Origin of the sequence: Aureimonas flava (genome assembly GCF_003583935.1) — a bacterium.
Lineage (GTDB): Bacteria > Pseudomonadota > Alphaproteobacteria > Rhizobiales > Rhizobiaceae > Aureimonas > Aureimonas flava.
The window spans coordinates 47,112-62,459 of sequence record NZ_QYRN01000009.1 but is presented as its reverse complement, the minus strand read 5'-3'; the positions used below and the strand labels follow the sequence as shown (position 1 = coordinate 62,459).

The following is a 15,348-nucleotide window of genomic DNA, read 5'->3' as shown; positions in this document are numbered from 1 at the left end:
GATGAAACCCCTTGCCACCTCCACGATCCTGCACACCGCGATCCTGACCTGGGGTCTGTGGCATTTCGGGACGCCGGAAAAGCTGGACATGGGCGGCGAGGCGCTGCCCGTGACGCTGGTCACCGACGTGAGCCAGGCGACGCTGGGCGAGCAGGATGCGCCGGAAGCCGAAACGTCGGCGCCGACGCCCACCAAGACGCCCGCCAAGCTCCCGATGCCCGCCGAGAACGTCGGCGACAACGAGACCGATCTGGCGAGCCCGCCGGCGCCCAAGCCCTCGCCGCACGAGAACGTCAGCACGGCCGAGGCGCCCCCTCCGCCGCCGCCGCCGGCCGCCACGCCGCAGGCGCGCCCCGAGCCGCCGCAGCCCGCGCCCCCGGAGCCGACGCCGCCCGAGCCCCCGGCGGAGACCGCCGAGGCGGAGCCCGCCCCGACGCCGGCCGAGCCGGCGCCCGAGATCGACCCCCTGGCCGCAGAGATTGCGAAGGCCGAAGCCGAGACGCCCGCGCCGCCGCGCAACGTTCCGCTGCCGCAGGTGAAGCCGAAGCCGCCCGAGCCCAAGCCCACAGAGCCCGTGAAGGTCGCGGAGGCGAAGGCGCCCGAGCCGGCCAAGGAGCCCGCCAAGGAACCGGCGAAGGAAGCGTCGAAGTCCAAGGACAAGCCGAAGGACACCAAGAAGCCGGCGCCCCAGACCTCGGCCGACAAGCAGTTCGACGCCGACGCGATTGCCGCGCTCCTCAACAAGCAGGAGTCCTCGGGCGGCGGGGCCAAGCGTTCGACGCAGCAGGCGGCGTTCGGCGCGACGCGCCAGACCGGCGGCTCCCTGTCGCAGAGCGAGATGGACGCGTTGCGGGGCCAGATCTCCAAGTGCTGGAACCCGCCGGCCGGAAACGTCGACGCGGGCTCGTTCCGGGTGAAGATCTCCATGCAGCTCGGCCCGACGGGCGAGCTCGAGGGGATGCCCGAGATCGTGTCCGGCGGCGGCGCGTCCATGGCGGAACGGGCGGCAAGCGAGGCGGCGATCCGCGCCGTGCGCCGCTGCGCGCCCTACAACCTGCCGGCCGAGAAATACGACACCTGGGCTCAGGTCACCGTCAACTTCGACCCGAGCCAGATGTTCTGATCCGCCGCTTCGTACGGGGGGCGGCGCGCCGTCGTTCCCCGGTCCATGTCTCATGCCAGAACGGGCCGTCGCCGCCATCCCGGCTTCGAGCCCGACGCCCAAACGGGAAGGTCCCGCCCATGACGCGCTTCATCCGATCCCTGGCCCTAGCCCTTGCCGCCGCGACCGCCGGTCTCGCCCTGGCATCCGGCGCCCGCGCCCAGGTCGAGATCGACGTGACGCAAGGCAATGTCCAGCCGCTGCCGATCGCCCTGCCGAACTTCCAGTCGCGCGACGCGCTGGGCCAGAAGCTGATGGAAGTGGTCTCGGCCGACCTCAAGCGGTCGGGCCTGTTCGCGCCGATCAACCCGGCCGCCTTCATCCAGAAGGACGTGACGCCCGACGCGACGCCCCGCTTCCAGGACTGGACCGTGATCAACGCGCAGGCCCTGGTCACCGGGCGGGTGACGCCGGAGGCGGACGGGCGCCTTCGCGTCGAGTTCCGCCTGTGGGACACCTATGCCGGCCAGCAGCTCGACGGCCAGCAGTTCTATGCCAGCCCCGACAACTGGCGCCGCATCGCCCACATCATCGCCGACGCCATCTACGAGCGGCTGACGGGCGAGAAGGGCTATTTCGACACGCGCATCGTCTTCATCGACGAGACCGGCGCCAAGAACGACCGCCGCAAGCGCCTCGCCATCATGGACCAGGACGGCGCAAACGTGCGCTACCTCTCCCAGGGCAACGACCTCGTGCTCACGCCGCGCTTCTCGCCCAACCGGCAGGAGATCACCTACATGTCCTTCGGGCAGGCGGAACCGCGCGTCTACCTGCTGCAGCTCGAGACGGGACAGCGCGAGGTGGTCGGCAACTTCCCCGGCATGACCTTCTCGCCCCGCTTCTCGCCCGATGGGCAGAAGGTCATCATGAGCCTCCAGCAGGACGGCAACTCCAACATCTACGCGATGGACCTGCGCTCGCGCGCCACCACCCGGCTGACCTCCACCGCCGCGATCGACACCTCGCCCTCCTATTCGCCGGACGGGTCCAAGGTGGTGTTCGAGAGCGACCGGGGCGGCCGCTCGCAGATCTACGTCATGGGCGCCGACGGCTCGGGCCAGCAGCGCATCTCCTTCGGCCAGGGCACCTACAACACGCCGGTCTGGAGCCCGCGCGGCGACCTCATCGCGTTCACCAAGCAGACCGGCGGCCAGTTCCAGATCGGCGTGATGAAGCCGGACGGCTCCGGCGAGCGCATCCTCACCTCGTCCTTCCACGCGGAGGGGCCGACCTGGGCGCCCAACGGCCGCGTCATCATGTTCTTCCGCGACCAGGGCGCGGGACCGCAGCTCTACTCGATCGACCTCACGGGCCGCAACGAGCAGAAGGTGGCGACGCCGAACTACGCCTCGGACCCGGCATGGTCGCCGGCGCTCGAATAGGATTCGCGAGCCTTTTCAATCGCCTGTTGACCACTCGTTAACCGAGAACATGGTAAACGGGCGCAGACGGAAATCCACATACGTGAAGGAGACGGCCATGCGCCGCATCGCTACTGGGGTCCATGGTCGTATCGCCCTCGCGCTGGTCGCGGCGCTGGCGCTTTCGGCCTGCGCCAAGAAGAACACGGGTCTCCCGGACAACGCGGCCGGCCTCGGCCTCGGCGGCGCGGGCGGCATGGGCGGCATGGGCGGCGCCGGGGGCTCGGCGGCTCCGGGCACGAGCCAGGACTTCACGGTCAATGTCGGCGACCGCATCTTCTTCGACACGGACTCCTCGTCCATCCGCGCCGACGCGCAGCAGACGCTCTCGCGCCAGGCGCAGTGGCTGAACCAGTACCGCAACTATTCGATCACGGTGGAAGGCCACGCCGACGAGCGCGGCACGCGCGAGTACAACCTCGCGCTGGGCGCCCGCCGCGCCGCCGCCACGCGCGACTACCTCGCCAGCCAGGGCGTCTCGCCGAATCGCATGCGCACCATCTCCTACGGCAAGGAGCGCCCGGTCGCCGTGTGCGACGACATCTCCTGCTGGTCGCAGAACCGCCGCGCCGTCACGGTGCTGAACGGCGCCGGAAGCTGATCTGCGACATTTCCGCCACAGCGAGCTGCGCGAAACGGCCCTTCGGGGCCGTTTTGCATGTCGGGACCCCGGTCTGTGCTAGCACCGGCCAAATTTTGGACGCCTTCCCCTCTTTCAAGCTGAGGGGTCGAAAGGTCGCCGTCCGCCCGGCCGCGAAGCCCGGCGGGCGAGGGGCCTCCAGCGATCCCGAGGGGATTTCCGCATGGCCAGCATGAAGCTCGCAACCGTCTCCATCCTCGCCCTCGCCACCCTGGCGGGGCCCGCCTCGGCGCTCGAACTGCCGTTCGGTTTCGGCGCCGGCGAACGCGCGCCGGCGGCCGCGAGCCGGGAGGCGCCGGTTCTGCTCGCGCAGGCGGCGGGCGACGGCGGCGTGCGCCTGTCGCAGATGGAGGAGGAGATGCGGCGGCTCACCGGCAAGGTCGAGGAGCTGTCCTTCATGGTGCTCCAGTTGCAGGAGCAGCTTCGCAAGGCGCAGGAGGACAACGAGTTCCGCTTCCAGGATCTCGAGGGCAAGGGCTCGGGCGCCTCCGCCAAGCCGGCCGAACGCCGCACGGAGGCCGCTCCCGCCGCGCCCGGCAACGAGCGCGTCGCCTCGGCGAGCCCGCCGAGCGTCAACGACGCCACGTCGCCGGCCGCAGGGCAGAAGGACGAGATCGGCGCGCTTCTGGACGATACCAGCCTGAACGAGCCGACGCCGCCGGCCGCCGCCTCCGGGTCGAACGGCAGCCAGGTCGCCTCCATCGCCACCAACGGCCCGGTGGAGATGTATTCGCTCGGCTACAACTACATGCTGGCCGGCGACTACCAGCTCGCCGAGACCACGTTCCGCCAGTACACCCAGGCCTATCCGAACTCGCAGGACGCGGCCGACGCGCAGTATTGGCTGGGCGAGTCACTCTATGCGCAGAACAAGTATCGCGACGCCGCCGAGGTCTTCCTGAACGCGCAGAAGGAGCATCCCAAGAGCGCCAAGGCGCCCGAGATGATGCTCAAGCTCGGCATGTCGCTGGCCCGGCTCAACAATCGCGAGACCGCCTGCGTCACCTATGCCGAGGTCGGCAAGCGATACCCGGACATGAGCGCCAACGTGAAGCGCAAGCTCCAGGGCGAGACCAAGGCCGCCAACTGCGCCTGACCCGCCGTCGGTCGCGCCCATGACATCCGAAACGGTCGAGGCGGTCGCGGTCGCTCTCGGCCGTTTCGCCATGTCGCGGCGGCCCGTGCGCCATGGGCTTCTCGGCGTCTCGGGCGGGCCGGATTCGCTCGCCCTGCTGCTGGCGATGGCGGAGCGACGCGGCGGCGTCGCCGTCTCGGTGGCGACGGTGGACCACGGGCTGCGGCCGGAAGGAGCGGGGGAGGCGGCGTTCGTGGCCGCCCTGTGCCGCGACCTCGGCCTCGCCCATCGCACGCTGGTCTGGCGGAGCCCCGGGTTGCCGCGCGGCAACCTGATGGCGGCCGCGCGCGAGGCGCGCTACGACCTCCTGTCGGAAGAGGCGGCCCGGATCGGCGCGGACGCGCTGATGGTCGCCCACCATGCCGACGACCAGATCGAGACCCATCTCCTGGCGCGCGCGCGCGGCGCGGGCGGTTCCGCGCTGGCCGGCATGCGTCCCTGGCGGGACCTCCAGCCCGGCCTCGTCCTGCTGCGGCCCTTCCTGGCGCTTCCCAAGCGCGCGCTGGAGGAAACGGTCCGGCGGGCGGGGGTGGAGGCGGTGGCCGATCCGAGCAATGCCGACACGCGGTTCCGGCGGGCCCGGCTTCGCGCCGAGCTTGCCGATGGCGCACACGACCTCGCCGCGATCCGCCGCGCGATCGGGGATGCGTCGGCGCTGCGCGAGGCGGAGGACGCGCACCACGCGTCGGCGATCGGCCGCGCCGCGGACGAGAGGCGGATCGGCGTGGACGCGTGCGGCGCCGCCGATTTCCGACCCGGCGCCGGTGACGCGGCGCTCTGGTCGCGCATCCTGACAGCCGTCGGGGGCGGGCTCCATCCGCCGCCGCGCGCGGCGGCCGACCGGCTCGCCGCCCGCTTCGAAGCCGGCGAAGGCAAGGCGGCCACGCTGGCCGGTTGCCGGATCGAGGCGGGGCGGGGTGGTCTGGTCGCGCGACGCGAGTTCGGCCGCGCGGGGCCGCCGGGCGTGGCGGTCGCGCCGGGCGCGCTCGCCTTCGACCGCCGCTTCACGATCGCCTCGATTCCGCCCGGCCGGGCGGAGCGCATCGAGGCGCTGGGACGGCTCGGCCTCGGGGGCGCCGCGCAGCGCACGCTCCCGGTCGCGCTCGACCGGGACGGGAGCCTCGTCGGCGTGCATCCGGCCCTCCAGGACCGGTTTGCGGGCGTCGCCGTGCTGGCCGTTCGCCAGCGGGTCGGGTGGCGGATCTGGGCGGACCTGCCGGGCGAGCCGCCGGAACGATTAACCGCCGAACCCCAAAATGCCGCAAATCCCTCCAAGGCTGTTGGCAAGGATTTGGCGGCCACCTATCTTCGAGGACGTGTCAAGGTTCGCGCACCCTAGCGGGTTGGCGTATCGGGGCGTCATCCCAGGACGGATAATGAACCAGAACTTCCGGAATTTCGCCCTGTGGGCGATCATCGCGCTTCTCCTGATCGCGCTCTTCCAGCTGTTTTCCAACGGCTCGCAGAACGCGAACACGCGGGAGGTTCCCTATTCCCAGTTCCTGTCGGACGTCGATTCGGGCCGCGTGCGCTCCGTGACGATCCAGGGGCAGCGGATTTCCGGCAGCTACACGGACGGCTCCAGCCCGTTCCAGACCTATTCGCCGGGTGACCCCCAGCTCGTGAGCCGGCTCGAGGGCCGCAACGTCCAGATCAACGCGAGCCCGCCGTCGGACAACACCAATCCGATCTGGTCGATGCTCCTGTCCTTCGGCCCGATCCTCCTGATCCTCGGCGTCTGGATCTTCCTGATGCGCCAGATGCAGGGTGGGGCGGGGGGCAAGGCCATGGGCTTCGGCAAGTCCAAGGCGAAGCTGCTGACCGAGGCGCACGGTCGCGTCACCTTCGCGGACGTGGCGGGCGTGGACGAGGCCAAGCAAGACCTGGAGGAGATCGTCGAATTCCTGCGCGAGCCGCAGAAGTTCCAGCGCCTCGGCGGCAAGATCCCGCGCGGCGTGCTCCTGGTCGGCCCTCCGGGCACGGGTAAGACGCTCACCGCGCGCGCCGTCGCCGGCGAGGCCAACGTGCCGTTCTTCACCATCTCGGGCTCCGACTTCGTGGAGATGTTCGTCGGCGTCGGCGCCAGCCGCGTGCGCGACATGTTCGAGCAGGCCAAGAAGAACGCGCCCTGCATCATCTTCATCGACGAGATCGACGCCGTGGGCCGTCATCGCGGCGCGGGCCTCGGCGGCGGCAATGACGAGCGCGAGCAGACGCTGAACCAGCTTCTGGTCGAGATGGACGGCTTCGAGGCGAACGAGGGCATCATCCTGATCGCCGCCACCAACCGTCCGGACGTCCTCGACCCCGCGCTGCTGCGTCCCGGCCGCTTCGACCGCCAGGTCATGGTGCCGAATCCGGACGTCGGCGGCCGCGAGAAGATCCTCAAGGTCCATGTGCGCAACGTGCCGCTGGCCCCGAACGTCGATCTGCGCACCATCGCGCGCGGCACGCCGGGCTTCTCGGGCGCCGATCTCGCCAACCTCGTGAACGAGGCGGCGCTGATGGCCGCGCGCCGCTCCAAGCGCCTCGTGACGATGCTCGAGTTCGAGGACGCCAAGGACAAGGTGATGATGGGCGCCGAGCGCCGGTCGATGGCCATGACCGAGGACGAGAAGAAGCTCACTGCCTACCACGAGGCGGGCCACGCGCTGGTCGGCATCTACGTTCCGCACAACGACCCGCTGCACAAGGTGACCATCATACCGCGCGGCCGGGCGCTGGGCGTCACCATGAACCTGCCGGAGCGCGACCGCTACGGCATGCGCAAGATCGAGATGGAGGCGCGCCTCGCCATGATCTTCGGCGGCCGCGCGGCCGAGGAGATCATCTACGGGCTGGACAACGTCACCACGGGCGCCTCCAACGACATCCAGCAGGCGACCAACATGTCGCGGGCCATGGTCATGGAATACGGCATGAGCGACAAGCTTGGCCGGCTGCGCTACCGCCAGAACCAGGAGGAGGTGTTCCTCGGCCATTCGGTGTCGCAGCAGCAGAACATGTCGGAAGAGACGGCGCGGCTGATCGACAGCGAGGTTCGCGGCATCGTCGAGGTCGCCGAGAACAAGGCGCGGCAGGTCCTGCGCGAGCATCTGGACGACCTCCACACGCTGGCCAACGGCCTCCTGGAGTTCGAGACGCTCTCGGGCGACGAGGTCCGCGACCTGCTCGCCGGCAAGACGCTGGCCCGCGACATGGGCGACGACACGCCGCCCTCGCGCGGATCCGCCGTGCCCAAGGCCGGCTCGATCAAGCCGTCCGGCCCGCGCGACGACAAGGAAGGCGGACTGGAGCCTCAGCCGACGGTCTGAGGCGCGGACCGGCGCTAAGCATGCGGGGCGGGCCTTCGGGTCCGCCTTTTTCGTGCGGGGCGGCGGCACGGCAGGCCGCGACGGGATCGCGATGGTGCGTCCCGCTGACATTCTTTTTTACTTTCTGCACCATGCTCGTGCCCTTACAGCCGAGCGACGGGCCAGCGGAGACGACACGCCATGACGAAATCCTATTTCGGGACGGACGGGATCCGCGGCCTCGCCAACCGGCATCCGATGACGCCCGAGATCGCGATGAAGGTCGGCATGGCCGCCGGCCTCGCCTTCAAGCGCGGCAACTACCGGCACCGCGTGGTGATCGGGAAGGACACGCGCCTGTCCGGCTACATGCTGGAGCCGGCGCTGTGCGCGGGCTTCACCGCGGTGGGCGTCGACGTCCTGATGCTCGGCCCGATGCCGACGCCGGCGGTGGCGATGCTGACGCGCTCGATGCGCGCCGACATCGGCGTGATGATCTCTGCCTCGCACAACCCGTTCGAGGACAACGGCATCAAGCTGTTCGGGCCGGACGGCTACAAGCTGTCCGACGAGCTGGAAGCCGAGATCAACCGCATGATCGACGAGGACCTGACGCCGCGCCTCGCCGTCGGCGCCCATCTCGGCCGGGCCAAGCGCTACGACGACGGCGGCCGCGACCGCTATGTCGAGTTCGCCAAGCGGACGCTGCCGCGCGAGCTGTCGCTGGACGGGGTGCGCGTCGCGATCGACTGCGCCAACGGAGCGGCCTACCGGGTGGCGCCGGACGTCCTGTGGGAACTCGGCGCGGAGGTCGTGTCGATCGGCGTCGAGCCGAACGGCACCAACATCAACCGCAACTGCGGCTCCACCAGCCCCGCCGCGCTGATGGCGAAGGTGCAGGAAGTGCGCGCCGACATCGGCATCGCGCTGGACGGCGACGCCGACCGGGTCCTGATCGTGGACGAGCGCGGCGAGGTGGTGGACGGCGACCAGATCATGGCCGTGATCGGCGAGGCCTGGGCGCAGGACGGGCGCCTGGCCGCCGGCGGCGTGGTCGCCACCATCATGTCGAATCTCGGGCTCGAGCGTTTCCTGAACGAGCGTCAGATCCAGCTCGCACGCACCAAGGTCGGCGACCGCTACGTCGTGGAGCACATGCGCGAGCACGGCTACAACGTCGGCGGCGAGCAGTCCGGCCACATCGTCCTGTCGGACTTCGGCACCACGGGCGACGGGCTGGTCTCGGCGCTCCAGATCTTGGCCGTGGTGCGCTCGGCCGGCGGCACCGTGTCGGAGGTCTGCCGCAAGTTCACGCCGGTGCCGCAAGTGCTGAAGAACGTGCGCTTCTCGGGCGGCGCGCCGCTGGAGAAGGCGCGGGTGCAGGACGCCATCAATGCCGGGCGCGACCGGCTGGGCGAGGGCGGCCGGCTGGTGATCCGCCCGTCCGGCACCGAGCCGCTGATCCGCGTGATGGCGGAGGGCGACGACAGCCAGCTCGTGAACGCCGTGGTGGACGACATCGTCGGAGCGCTGAAGCGCGAGGCGGCCTGACCGGACCCGTCCGCGCGGGCCCCTTGGATCCGGCCGTTCGGGGGAGGGCGTCGTCCGATTTCCCGGCGGCGCCCACTCGCTCCGCGCGCGTCCGCGAGGGAGGGGACAACGCCCGATGCACGTCGGCGGCCGTCGTCCCGCAAGGTAAACGGTCTTTTAATCATTAATCTTTAGATTTCTCATCATTGCGGAACCCAAGCCGCGACCTGTCGTGAAATCTGGAGATGATGATATGCTACGGCTTGCGCTTGGCCTTCTGGCCTCCGCCGCACTTTACCCGACCCTCGCCCAGGCGGCCGACTACATCCCGGCGATCCCGGTGGTCGAGGAGGCGCCCTACAGCGGCTGGTACATCCGCGGCGACGTCGGCTACAACTTCGAGTCCAAGACCGAAGGCAAATGGGCCTTCTACAACATCTTCCCCGGTGTCGAGGGCATCGACGACCACTACCGCTACGACGACCTGCGCCTGAGCGACGCGGCGACCTTCGGCGTGGGCGCGGGCTACCGGTTCACCGACACGTTCCGCGTGGACGCGACCGTGGACTACTTCCGCAGCGACGTGAACGGCAAGACCAAGTGCCCGCTCATGATCATCACGGACCCGGCCCACGGCCTCGGCCCGTTCGAGGAGTGCAACTACAACGACACGTCGAAGGCCGACGTCTGGACGATCATGGCGAACGCCTATGTCGACCTGCCGAGCTTCGGCGTCGTGACCCCCTATCTCGGCGCCGGCGTCGGCACGGCCTACGTGAAGTACGGCGACGTGAAATCCCAGGAAGTCTGCCCGCCGTGCAGCCCGAGCTACACGCCCTATTCGGGCACGCACGAGGGCCTGGACGACTGGCGCTTCGCATCCGCGCTGATGGCCGGCGCCAGCGTCGACCTCACGAGCCAGCTCGCGCTCGACATCGGCTACCGCTTCACGAAGGTCTGGAGCGGCGACGCTTGGGAGTTCGACAGCGCCGACAAGGCGTATGGCGCGACGGGTGCCCAGACCCGCGACGACGGCTTCGACATCCACACGGTCCGCGCCGGCCTTCGCTACAGCTTCTTCTGAGCCGACGCACCGCTTCGCAGATCCGAAGGGCCGCCCCACCAGGGCGGCCCTTTCGCGTTCGGCGCAGGCGAGCGAGCCGGCCGAAAGGTTCGGCAAAGGTTAAGCGGCATGGTTAACCGCGGATTAACGCTTTCGCGGCGATGGTGGCGGCACGAGGCCCCATGCGCCGTTCTCGCGGCCGGGGCGGTCCGATTTGCCTTGCAGGAACCGTTGCCATGTCCGTCGCTCGCCTTCTCCTCGCCGGAAGCCTCCTGGCGGCCGCCGGCCCGGCGCTCGCCGCCGACATCGACATCCTGGCCGCGCCGGAGATCACGACCGTCGAGCCCGATACGGGATGGTATCTGCGCGCCGACGTCGCCTACGGCTTCGACGCGTCCTTCGGCGGAACCCAGCGTCTCTTCGCCGGCGGCGGCGCGATCGCCGACCGCTATCGCGACTGGCGGCTGGACGAAGGGTTGGGAGCCGGCGCCGGCCTCGGCTACAAGGCGAGCGACTGGCTGCGCTTCGACGCGACGGTGGACGCCTGGAAGCGCGACGTGGAGGCCGTGAACGGCGCCGGCTGGTTCTGCGGCTTCGACCGGACATGCGGCTCGCGCGACCGAGCCGACATCCGCGCGGTGGAGGTGATGGGGAACGCCTATCTCGACCTCGGCACCTTGGCCGGGTTCACGCCCTATGTCGGCGCTGGCCTCGGCGCGGTGCACGTGAGCTACGGCGACGTGCAGGGCGCTGCGACCTGCGCCGACGGCGCCTCGTGCGCGGCGGCGGGCCTCTCGGCGACCTATGCCGGCGAGGACTCCTGGCGCTTCGCCTACGCGGTCTCGGCCGGCGTCTCCTACGACGTGACCGAGACGCTGACGATCGACACCGGCTACCGCTACCTGAACGCGGAGGCGGGCGACGCCTACCGTTACGAACCGGCCGCCGGCACGGTCCTGGTCGGCGAGGACGACGGCTTCGAGCGCCATACGATCCGGGCCGGCCTCCGCTTCAAGTTCTGGTAGGCACCGCGCCGCTCAGCCGCGGCCGTCGCGCGCGGCCTGGGCGTCGCGCACGAACTGCGACACGCGCCCCGCTTCCATCGGGCTGCCGATCCGCCCCGTCGGTTCGGCCGCCACGGGGTTCATGCCCTCGTGCGCGGTGCGCCCGGCGTCCGGTCGATTCGCCCGGCCGGCGTTCGCCCGCTTGAGCCGCAGCGCGCGCCGGGCGTTCGCCTGGAGCGACGGGGACGCGTCCTCGCGCTCGCGACGGGTGCGCTCCTTGTTGAGCCGGGCCAGCGCCTCCGACAGGACGCCCGCCTTCTGCCGCATGCCCGAGTTCTCCGGCTCGGTCGCGCCCTGGCCCCGACGCGCGGCCCCGCGACGGCGGTTGGCGATCTCCCGCGCCCGGTCGCGCCGCTCGCGCAAGCGCCGGGTTATGTCGTTGATCTCACTCGTGCCGAGCTCGGCCAGTGCCGGGTGTCGCGTCTGCGCCACCAGCTCCAGCTCGTCCTTATCCAGAACGCGCCGCTCCTCGCTTCGTCCCGTCGCCATGGTGATGCTTCCTTTCGTCTCGTTGCCGACGGAGCAATCGAGGATCGACCCGGGCGTTTCATAGCAACCCCGTGATCGCGGCGTGAGCGTCGTCGCATTGTCACTTGACCGTCGTGCGGGAGAGGCATATCCGCACTCCCGGGACACGCCTCCCCAACGAGGCGCTTCTATCTGTAAGGATAGCTTCTGATGGCGAACATCGCACCGCCGGCCGCTCGTCCGGCCAATCCCCGTTTCTCCTCTGGTCCTTGCGCCAAGCGTCCCGGCTGGACGCTGGATGCGCTGAGCGACGCGCCGCTCGGCCGCTCGCACCGCGCCAAGCTCGGCAAGGCCAAGCTGGCCCAGGCGATCGAGGACACGCGCGCCGTGCTCGGCGTTCCGGCCGACTACCGCATCGGCATCGTTCCCGGCTCCGACACCGGCGCCGTCGAGATGGCCATGTGGTCGCTCCTCGGCGAGCGCCCCGTCGACATGCTGGCATGGGAAAGCTTCGGCGCCGGCTGGGTGACCGACGCTTTGAAGCAGCTCAAGCTCGCCGACGCCCGCGTCCTGGAGGCGCCCTACGGCGAGATCGTGGACTTCGCCGAGGTCGATTTCGACCGCGACGTGGTGTTCACCTGGAACGGCACGACCTCCGGCGTGCGCGTGCCCAACGGCGACGCCATCCCGGCCGACCGCAAGGGCCTGACGATCTGCGACGCGACCTCGGCCGCCTTCGCCCAGACGCTGCCCTACGACAAGCTCGACGTCGTCACCTTCTCCTGGCAGAAGGTTCTGGGCGGGGAGGGCGCGCACGGCGTGCTGATCCTCTCTCCCCGCGCCGTCGAGCGCCTGCTGACCTACAAGCCGGCCTGGCCTCTGCCGAAGATCTTCCGCCTCACCTCCGGCGGCAAGCTGATCGAGGGCATCTTCAAGGGCGAGACCATCAACACGCCCTCCATGCTCTGCGTCGAGGACTATCTCGACGCCCTGCAGTGGGCGAAGTCGCTCGGCGGGCTGGACGCGCTCAAGGCCCGCGCCGACAAGAACCTCGCGGTGATCGACCGCTTCGTCGCGGCGAACGACTGGATCGGCTTCCTGGCCAAGTCGCCCGAGATCCGCTCCAACACCTCCGTGTGCCTCCAGTTCACCGACCCGGCCGTGGTGGCCCTTCCCAAGGACGAGCAGGACGCCTTCGCCAAGGGTGTCGCCTCGCGGCTCGAGAAGGAGGGCGTCGCCCTCGATATCGGCGCCTATCGCGACGCCCCTCCGGGCCTGCGCATCTGGGCCGGCGCGACCGTGGAGGCGTCGGATCTCGAGGCGCTGATGCCGTGGATCGCCTTCGCCTACGAAGCGCAGAAGGCGACGCTCGCCCAGGCCGCCTGACGGCTCGGGCGGCATCGCGATGCGGCTTTCCGAGACAGCGCGCAGCTTCGTCGCCGACACGGTGGCGCTGATCCTGTTCTTCACCGTCACGAGCGGTCTCAACGAGCGCTTCGTGGCGGGGATGGAATGGGGCGAGGTGGCCGTGTCGCGCTCGCTCGGCGCCGTGCTGATGGTGCTGACGGCGCGACCCTACGGCCTCTGGCGCAACTGGGTCATGCGGCGCCTCGATCCGCGCACGCGGGTGGGGACGCTCCTGGCGGACGGCGCGGCGCTGCTTCTGTTCCAGGTGCCGATCTACGTCGTGATCCTCTTCGCGGGCGGTGCCGACGTCCCCGCCGCGCTGCGCGGTGCCGCCGGCTTCGCCGTCCTCATGCTGGTTCTCGGCCGCCCCTACGGCCTGTGGCTCGAATGGGTCCGCGCCCGCTTCGGGCTCGCGGGCCCCGGCCAGAAGCCCATGTCGCTCGGCGGCTGACCGCCGGGCCCGGCCCTGCCGCCAGCGGCGGGGCACCGTCTTCATCCTCGTTCACGATCGGGAGCGCACGCTCCCACCCCATCAGGAGGTCCCCATGGCACCCCGCGTTCTGGTTTCCGACAAGCTTTCCCCCACCGCCGTCCAGATCTTCAAGGACAAGGGCGTGGAGGTCGACTACCTGCCGGATCTCGGCAAGGACAAGGAGAAGCTGCTGGAGGTGATCGGCCAGTACGACGGCCTCGCCATCCGCTCCGCCACCAAGGTGACGGAAAAGGTCATCGACGCGGCGCCCAATCTCCGGGTGATCGGGCGCGCCGGCATCGGCGTCGACAATGTCGACATTCCGGCCGCCAGCCGGAAGGGTATCATCGTGATGAACACGCCCTTCGGCAACTCGATCACCACGGCCGAGCACGCGGTCGCGATGATGTTCGCCGTGGCCCGGCAGATGCCTGCCGCCGACGCCTCCACGCAGGCCGGCAAGTGGGAGAAGAACCGCTTCATGGGCGTCGAGATCACCGGCAAGGTGCTGGGCGTCATCGGCTGCGGCAACATCGGCTCCATCGTCGCCTCGCGCGGCGTCGGCCTTCGCATGAAGGTGATCGGCTTCGACCCGTTCCTGTCCGAGGAGCGCGCCGCGCAGCTCGGCATCGAGAAGGTCGAGCTCGAGGACCTGTTCCGGCGCGCCGACTTCATCACCCTGCACACGCCGCTGACCGACAAGACGCGCAACATCATCGATGCGAAGGCCATCGCCACGATGAAGCGGGGCGTGCGCATCATCAACTGCGCGCGCGGCGGCCTGATCGTGGAGAAGGACCTCGCCGAGGCGATCAAGTCCGGCCAGGTGGCGGGCGCGGGCATCGACGTGTTCGAGGTGGAGCCGGCGACCGAGTCGCCGCTCTTCGGCCTCGACAACGTCGTGTGCACGCCCCATCTCGGTGCATCCACCACCGAGGCGCAGGAGAACGTCGCCCTCCAGGTGGCGGAGCAGATGGCCGACTACCTCGTCAACGGCGCGGTGTCGAACGCCCTCAACATGCCCTCGATCACCGCCGAGGAGGCGCCGATCCTGACGCCCTACGTCAAGCTCGCGGAGATCCTCGGCTCGTTCGCGGGCCAGCTCACCGAGGAGCCGATCGACGCGGTGGAGATCCTCTACGACGGCGCGCCGGGCACGATGAACACGCGCGCCCTGTCGGCCGCCGCGATCGCCGGCCTCCTCAAGGCGCAGGTGCAGACGGTGAACATGGTCTCCGCGCCGCTGATGGCCAAGGAGCGCGGCATCGCCGTGTCCGAGGTGCGGCGCGACAAGTCGGGCGTGTTCGACGGCTACATCAAGGTGACCATCACCACCAAGAAGCAGACGCGCTCGGTGGCCGGCACGACCTTCTCGGACGGCAAGCCCCGATTCATCCAGATCAAGGGCATCAACATGGAGGCCGACGTCGGCCGCTACATGCTCTACACGGCCAACAAGGACGTGCCGGGCGTGATCGGACAGATCGGCACGGCCTTCGGCAAGGCGGGTATCAACATCGCCAACTTCCATCTCGGGCGTGACGACAAGGGCGGCAGCGCCATCGCGGTGATCTACCTCGACGAGCCGCTGACGGAGGAGTTCCTGGACGAGCTGCGCGGCATGAACGCGATCGGCCAGGCGAAGATGCTGACCTTCGACGTCTGAGCGTCCGGCGGACGGCGTTTCGGG

Annotated in this window: 13 protein-coding genes; 12 read left to right on the top strand and 1 reads right to left on the bottom strand. The window is 69.9% G+C overall.

The window, feature by feature from the left end:
- Position 1 precedes the first annotated feature (1 nt).
- The 9 genes from D3218_RS16295 (at position 2) to D3218_RS16255 (ending at position 11,272) form a co-directional block, all read left to right on the top strand.
- Entirely contained in the window at positions 2–1,123 is a 1,122-nt protein-coding gene (locus D3218_RS16295; protein WP_119541134.1) for a cell envelope integrity protein TolA, read from the top strand.
- Between the two features lie 119 nt (positions 1,124–1,242).
- On the top strand, positions 1,243–2,547 hold the full coding sequence (gene tolB / locus D3218_RS16290) for a Tol-Pal system beta propeller repeat protein TolB (protein WP_119541133.1): 1,305 nt from the start codon (positions 1,243–1,245) through the stop codon (positions 2,545–2,547).
- Between the two features lie 97 nt (positions 2,548–2,644).
- The gene (gene pal, locus D3218_RS16285) at positions 2,645–3,187 is read left to right on the top strand and encodes a peptidoglycan-associated lipoprotein Pal (RefSeq protein ID WP_119541243.1); all 543 of its coding nucleotides are present in this window, start codon (positions 2,645–2,647) and stop codon (positions 3,185–3,187) included.
- A 202-nt stretch (positions 3,188–3,389) separates the two neighbouring features.
- Positions 3,390–4,322: a tol-pal system protein YbgF gene (gene ybgF, locus D3218_RS16280; RefSeq protein ID WP_245415079.1), complete on the top strand. Its 933-nt coding sequence runs from the start codon at positions 3,390–3,392 to the stop codon at positions 4,320–4,322.
- 19 nt (positions 4,323–4,341) lie between these two features.
- A complete protein-coding gene (gene tilS, locus D3218_RS16275; RefSeq protein WP_119541132.1) occupies positions 4,342–5,700 on the top strand; it encodes a tRNA lysidine(34) synthetase TilS in 1,359 nt (452 codons plus the stop codon).
- A gap of 37 nt (positions 5,701–5,737) precedes the next feature.
- On the top strand, positions 5,738–7,675 hold the full coding sequence (gene ftsH, locus D3218_RS16270) for an ATP-dependent zinc metalloprotease FtsH (protein ID WP_119541131.1): 1,938 nt from the start codon (positions 5,738–5,740) through the stop codon (positions 7,673–7,675).
- Between the two features lie 180 nt (positions 7,676–7,855).
- The gene (gene glmM / locus D3218_RS16265; RefSeq protein ID WP_119541130.1) at positions 7,856–9,205 is read left to right on the top strand and encodes a phosphoglucosamine mutase; all 1,350 of its coding nucleotides are present in this window, start codon (positions 7,856–7,858) and stop codon (positions 9,203–9,205) included.
- A gap of 232 nt (positions 9,206–9,437) precedes the next feature.
- Positions 9,438–10,268 (top strand): outer membrane protein, encoded by an 831-nt coding sequence (locus tag D3218_RS16260; RefSeq protein WP_119541129.1) that lies wholly within the window; start codon positions 9,438–9,440, stop codon positions 10,266–10,268.
- Between the two features lie 215 nt (positions 10,269–10,483).
- Entirely contained in the window at positions 10,484–11,272 is a 789-nt protein-coding gene (locus D3218_RS16255) for an outer membrane protein (protein ID WP_168990565.1), read from the top strand.
- 12 nt (positions 11,273–11,284) lie between these two features.
- Here the strand turns inward: D3218_RS16255 and D3218_RS16250 are convergent, their stop codons facing one another.
- On the bottom strand, positions 11,285–11,800 hold the full coding sequence (locus D3218_RS16250; RefSeq protein ID WP_119541127.1) for a hypothetical protein: 516 nt from the start codon (positions 11,798–11,800) through the stop codon (positions 11,285–11,287).
- Between the two features lie 189 nt (positions 11,801–11,989).
- Between D3218_RS16250 and D3218_RS16245 the strand changes: the two genes are divergently transcribed.
- The 3 genes from D3218_RS16245 (at position 11,990) to serA (ending at position 15,324) form a co-directional block, all read left to right on the top strand.
- Complete coding sequence (locus tag D3218_RS16245; protein WP_119541126.1) at positions 11,990–13,165, top strand: phosphoserine transaminase; 1,176 nt, start codon at positions 11,990–11,992, stop codon at positions 13,163–13,165.
- 19 nt (positions 13,166–13,184) lie between these two features.
- The gene (gene alaE / locus D3218_RS16240; RefSeq protein ID WP_119541125.1) at positions 13,185–13,637 is read left to right on the top strand and encodes an L-alanine exporter AlaE; all 453 of its coding nucleotides are present in this window, start codon (positions 13,185–13,187) and stop codon (positions 13,635–13,637) included.
- 94 nt (positions 13,638–13,731) lie between these two features.
- Positions 13,732–15,324, top strand: coding sequence for a phosphoglycerate dehydrogenase (gene serA / locus D3218_RS16235; RefSeq protein ID WP_119541124.1), 1,593 nt, complete (start codon positions 13,732–13,734; stop codon positions 15,322–15,324).
- Positions 15,325–15,348 lie beyond the last annotated feature (24 nt).

What these genes read in the sequence shown, in the direction of transcription:
- D3218_RS16295 (WP_119541134.1), top strand. Translation starts at nt 2, where the DNA reads ATGAAACCCCTTGCCACCTCCACGATCCTGCACACCGCGATCCTGACC.
- tolB (WP_119541133.1), top strand. Translation starts at nt 1,243, where the DNA reads ATGACGCGCTTCATCCGATCCCTGGCCCTAGCCCTTGCCGCCGCGACC.
- pal (WP_119541243.1), top strand. Translation starts at nt 2,645, where the DNA reads ATGCGCCGCATCGCTACTGGGGTCCATGGTCGTATCGCCCTCGCGCTG.
- ybgF (WP_245415079.1), top strand. Translation starts at nt 3,390, where the DNA reads ATGGCCAGCATGAAGCTCGCAACCGTCTCCATCCTCGCCCTCGCCACC.
- tilS (WP_119541132.1), top strand. Translation starts at nt 4,342, where the DNA reads ATGACATCCGAAACGGTCGAGGCGGTCGCGGTCGCTCTCGGCCGTTTC.
- ftsH (WP_119541131.1), top strand. Translation starts at nt 5,738, where the DNA reads ATGAACCAGAACTTCCGGAATTTCGCCCTGTGGGCGATCATCGCGCTT.
- glmM (WP_119541130.1), top strand. Translation starts at nt 7,856, where the DNA reads ATGACGAAATCCTATTTCGGGACGGACGGGATCCGCGGCCTCGCCAAC.
- D3218_RS16260 (WP_119541129.1), top strand. Translation starts at nt 9,438, where the DNA reads ATGCTACGGCTTGCGCTTGGCCTTCTGGCCTCCGCCGCACTTTACCCG.
- D3218_RS16255 (WP_168990565.1), top strand. Translation starts at nt 10,484, where the DNA reads ATGTCCGTCGCTCGCCTTCTCCTCGCCGGAAGCCTCCTGGCGGCCGCC.
- D3218_RS16250 (WP_119541127.1), bottom strand. Translation starts at nt 11,800, where the DNA reads ATGGCGACGGGACGAAGCGAGGAGCGGCGCGTTCTGGATAAGGACGAG.
- D3218_RS16245 (WP_119541126.1), top strand. Translation starts at nt 11,990, where the DNA reads ATGGCGAACATCGCACCGCCGGCCGCTCGTCCGGCCAATCCCCGTTTC.
- alaE (WP_119541125.1), top strand. Translation starts at nt 13,185, where the DNA reads ATGCGGCTTTCCGAGACAGCGCGCAGCTTCGTCGCCGACACGGTGGCG.
- serA (WP_119541124.1), top strand. Translation starts at nt 13,732, where the DNA reads ATGGCACCCCGCGTTCTGGTTTCCGACAAGCTTTCCCCCACCGCCGTC.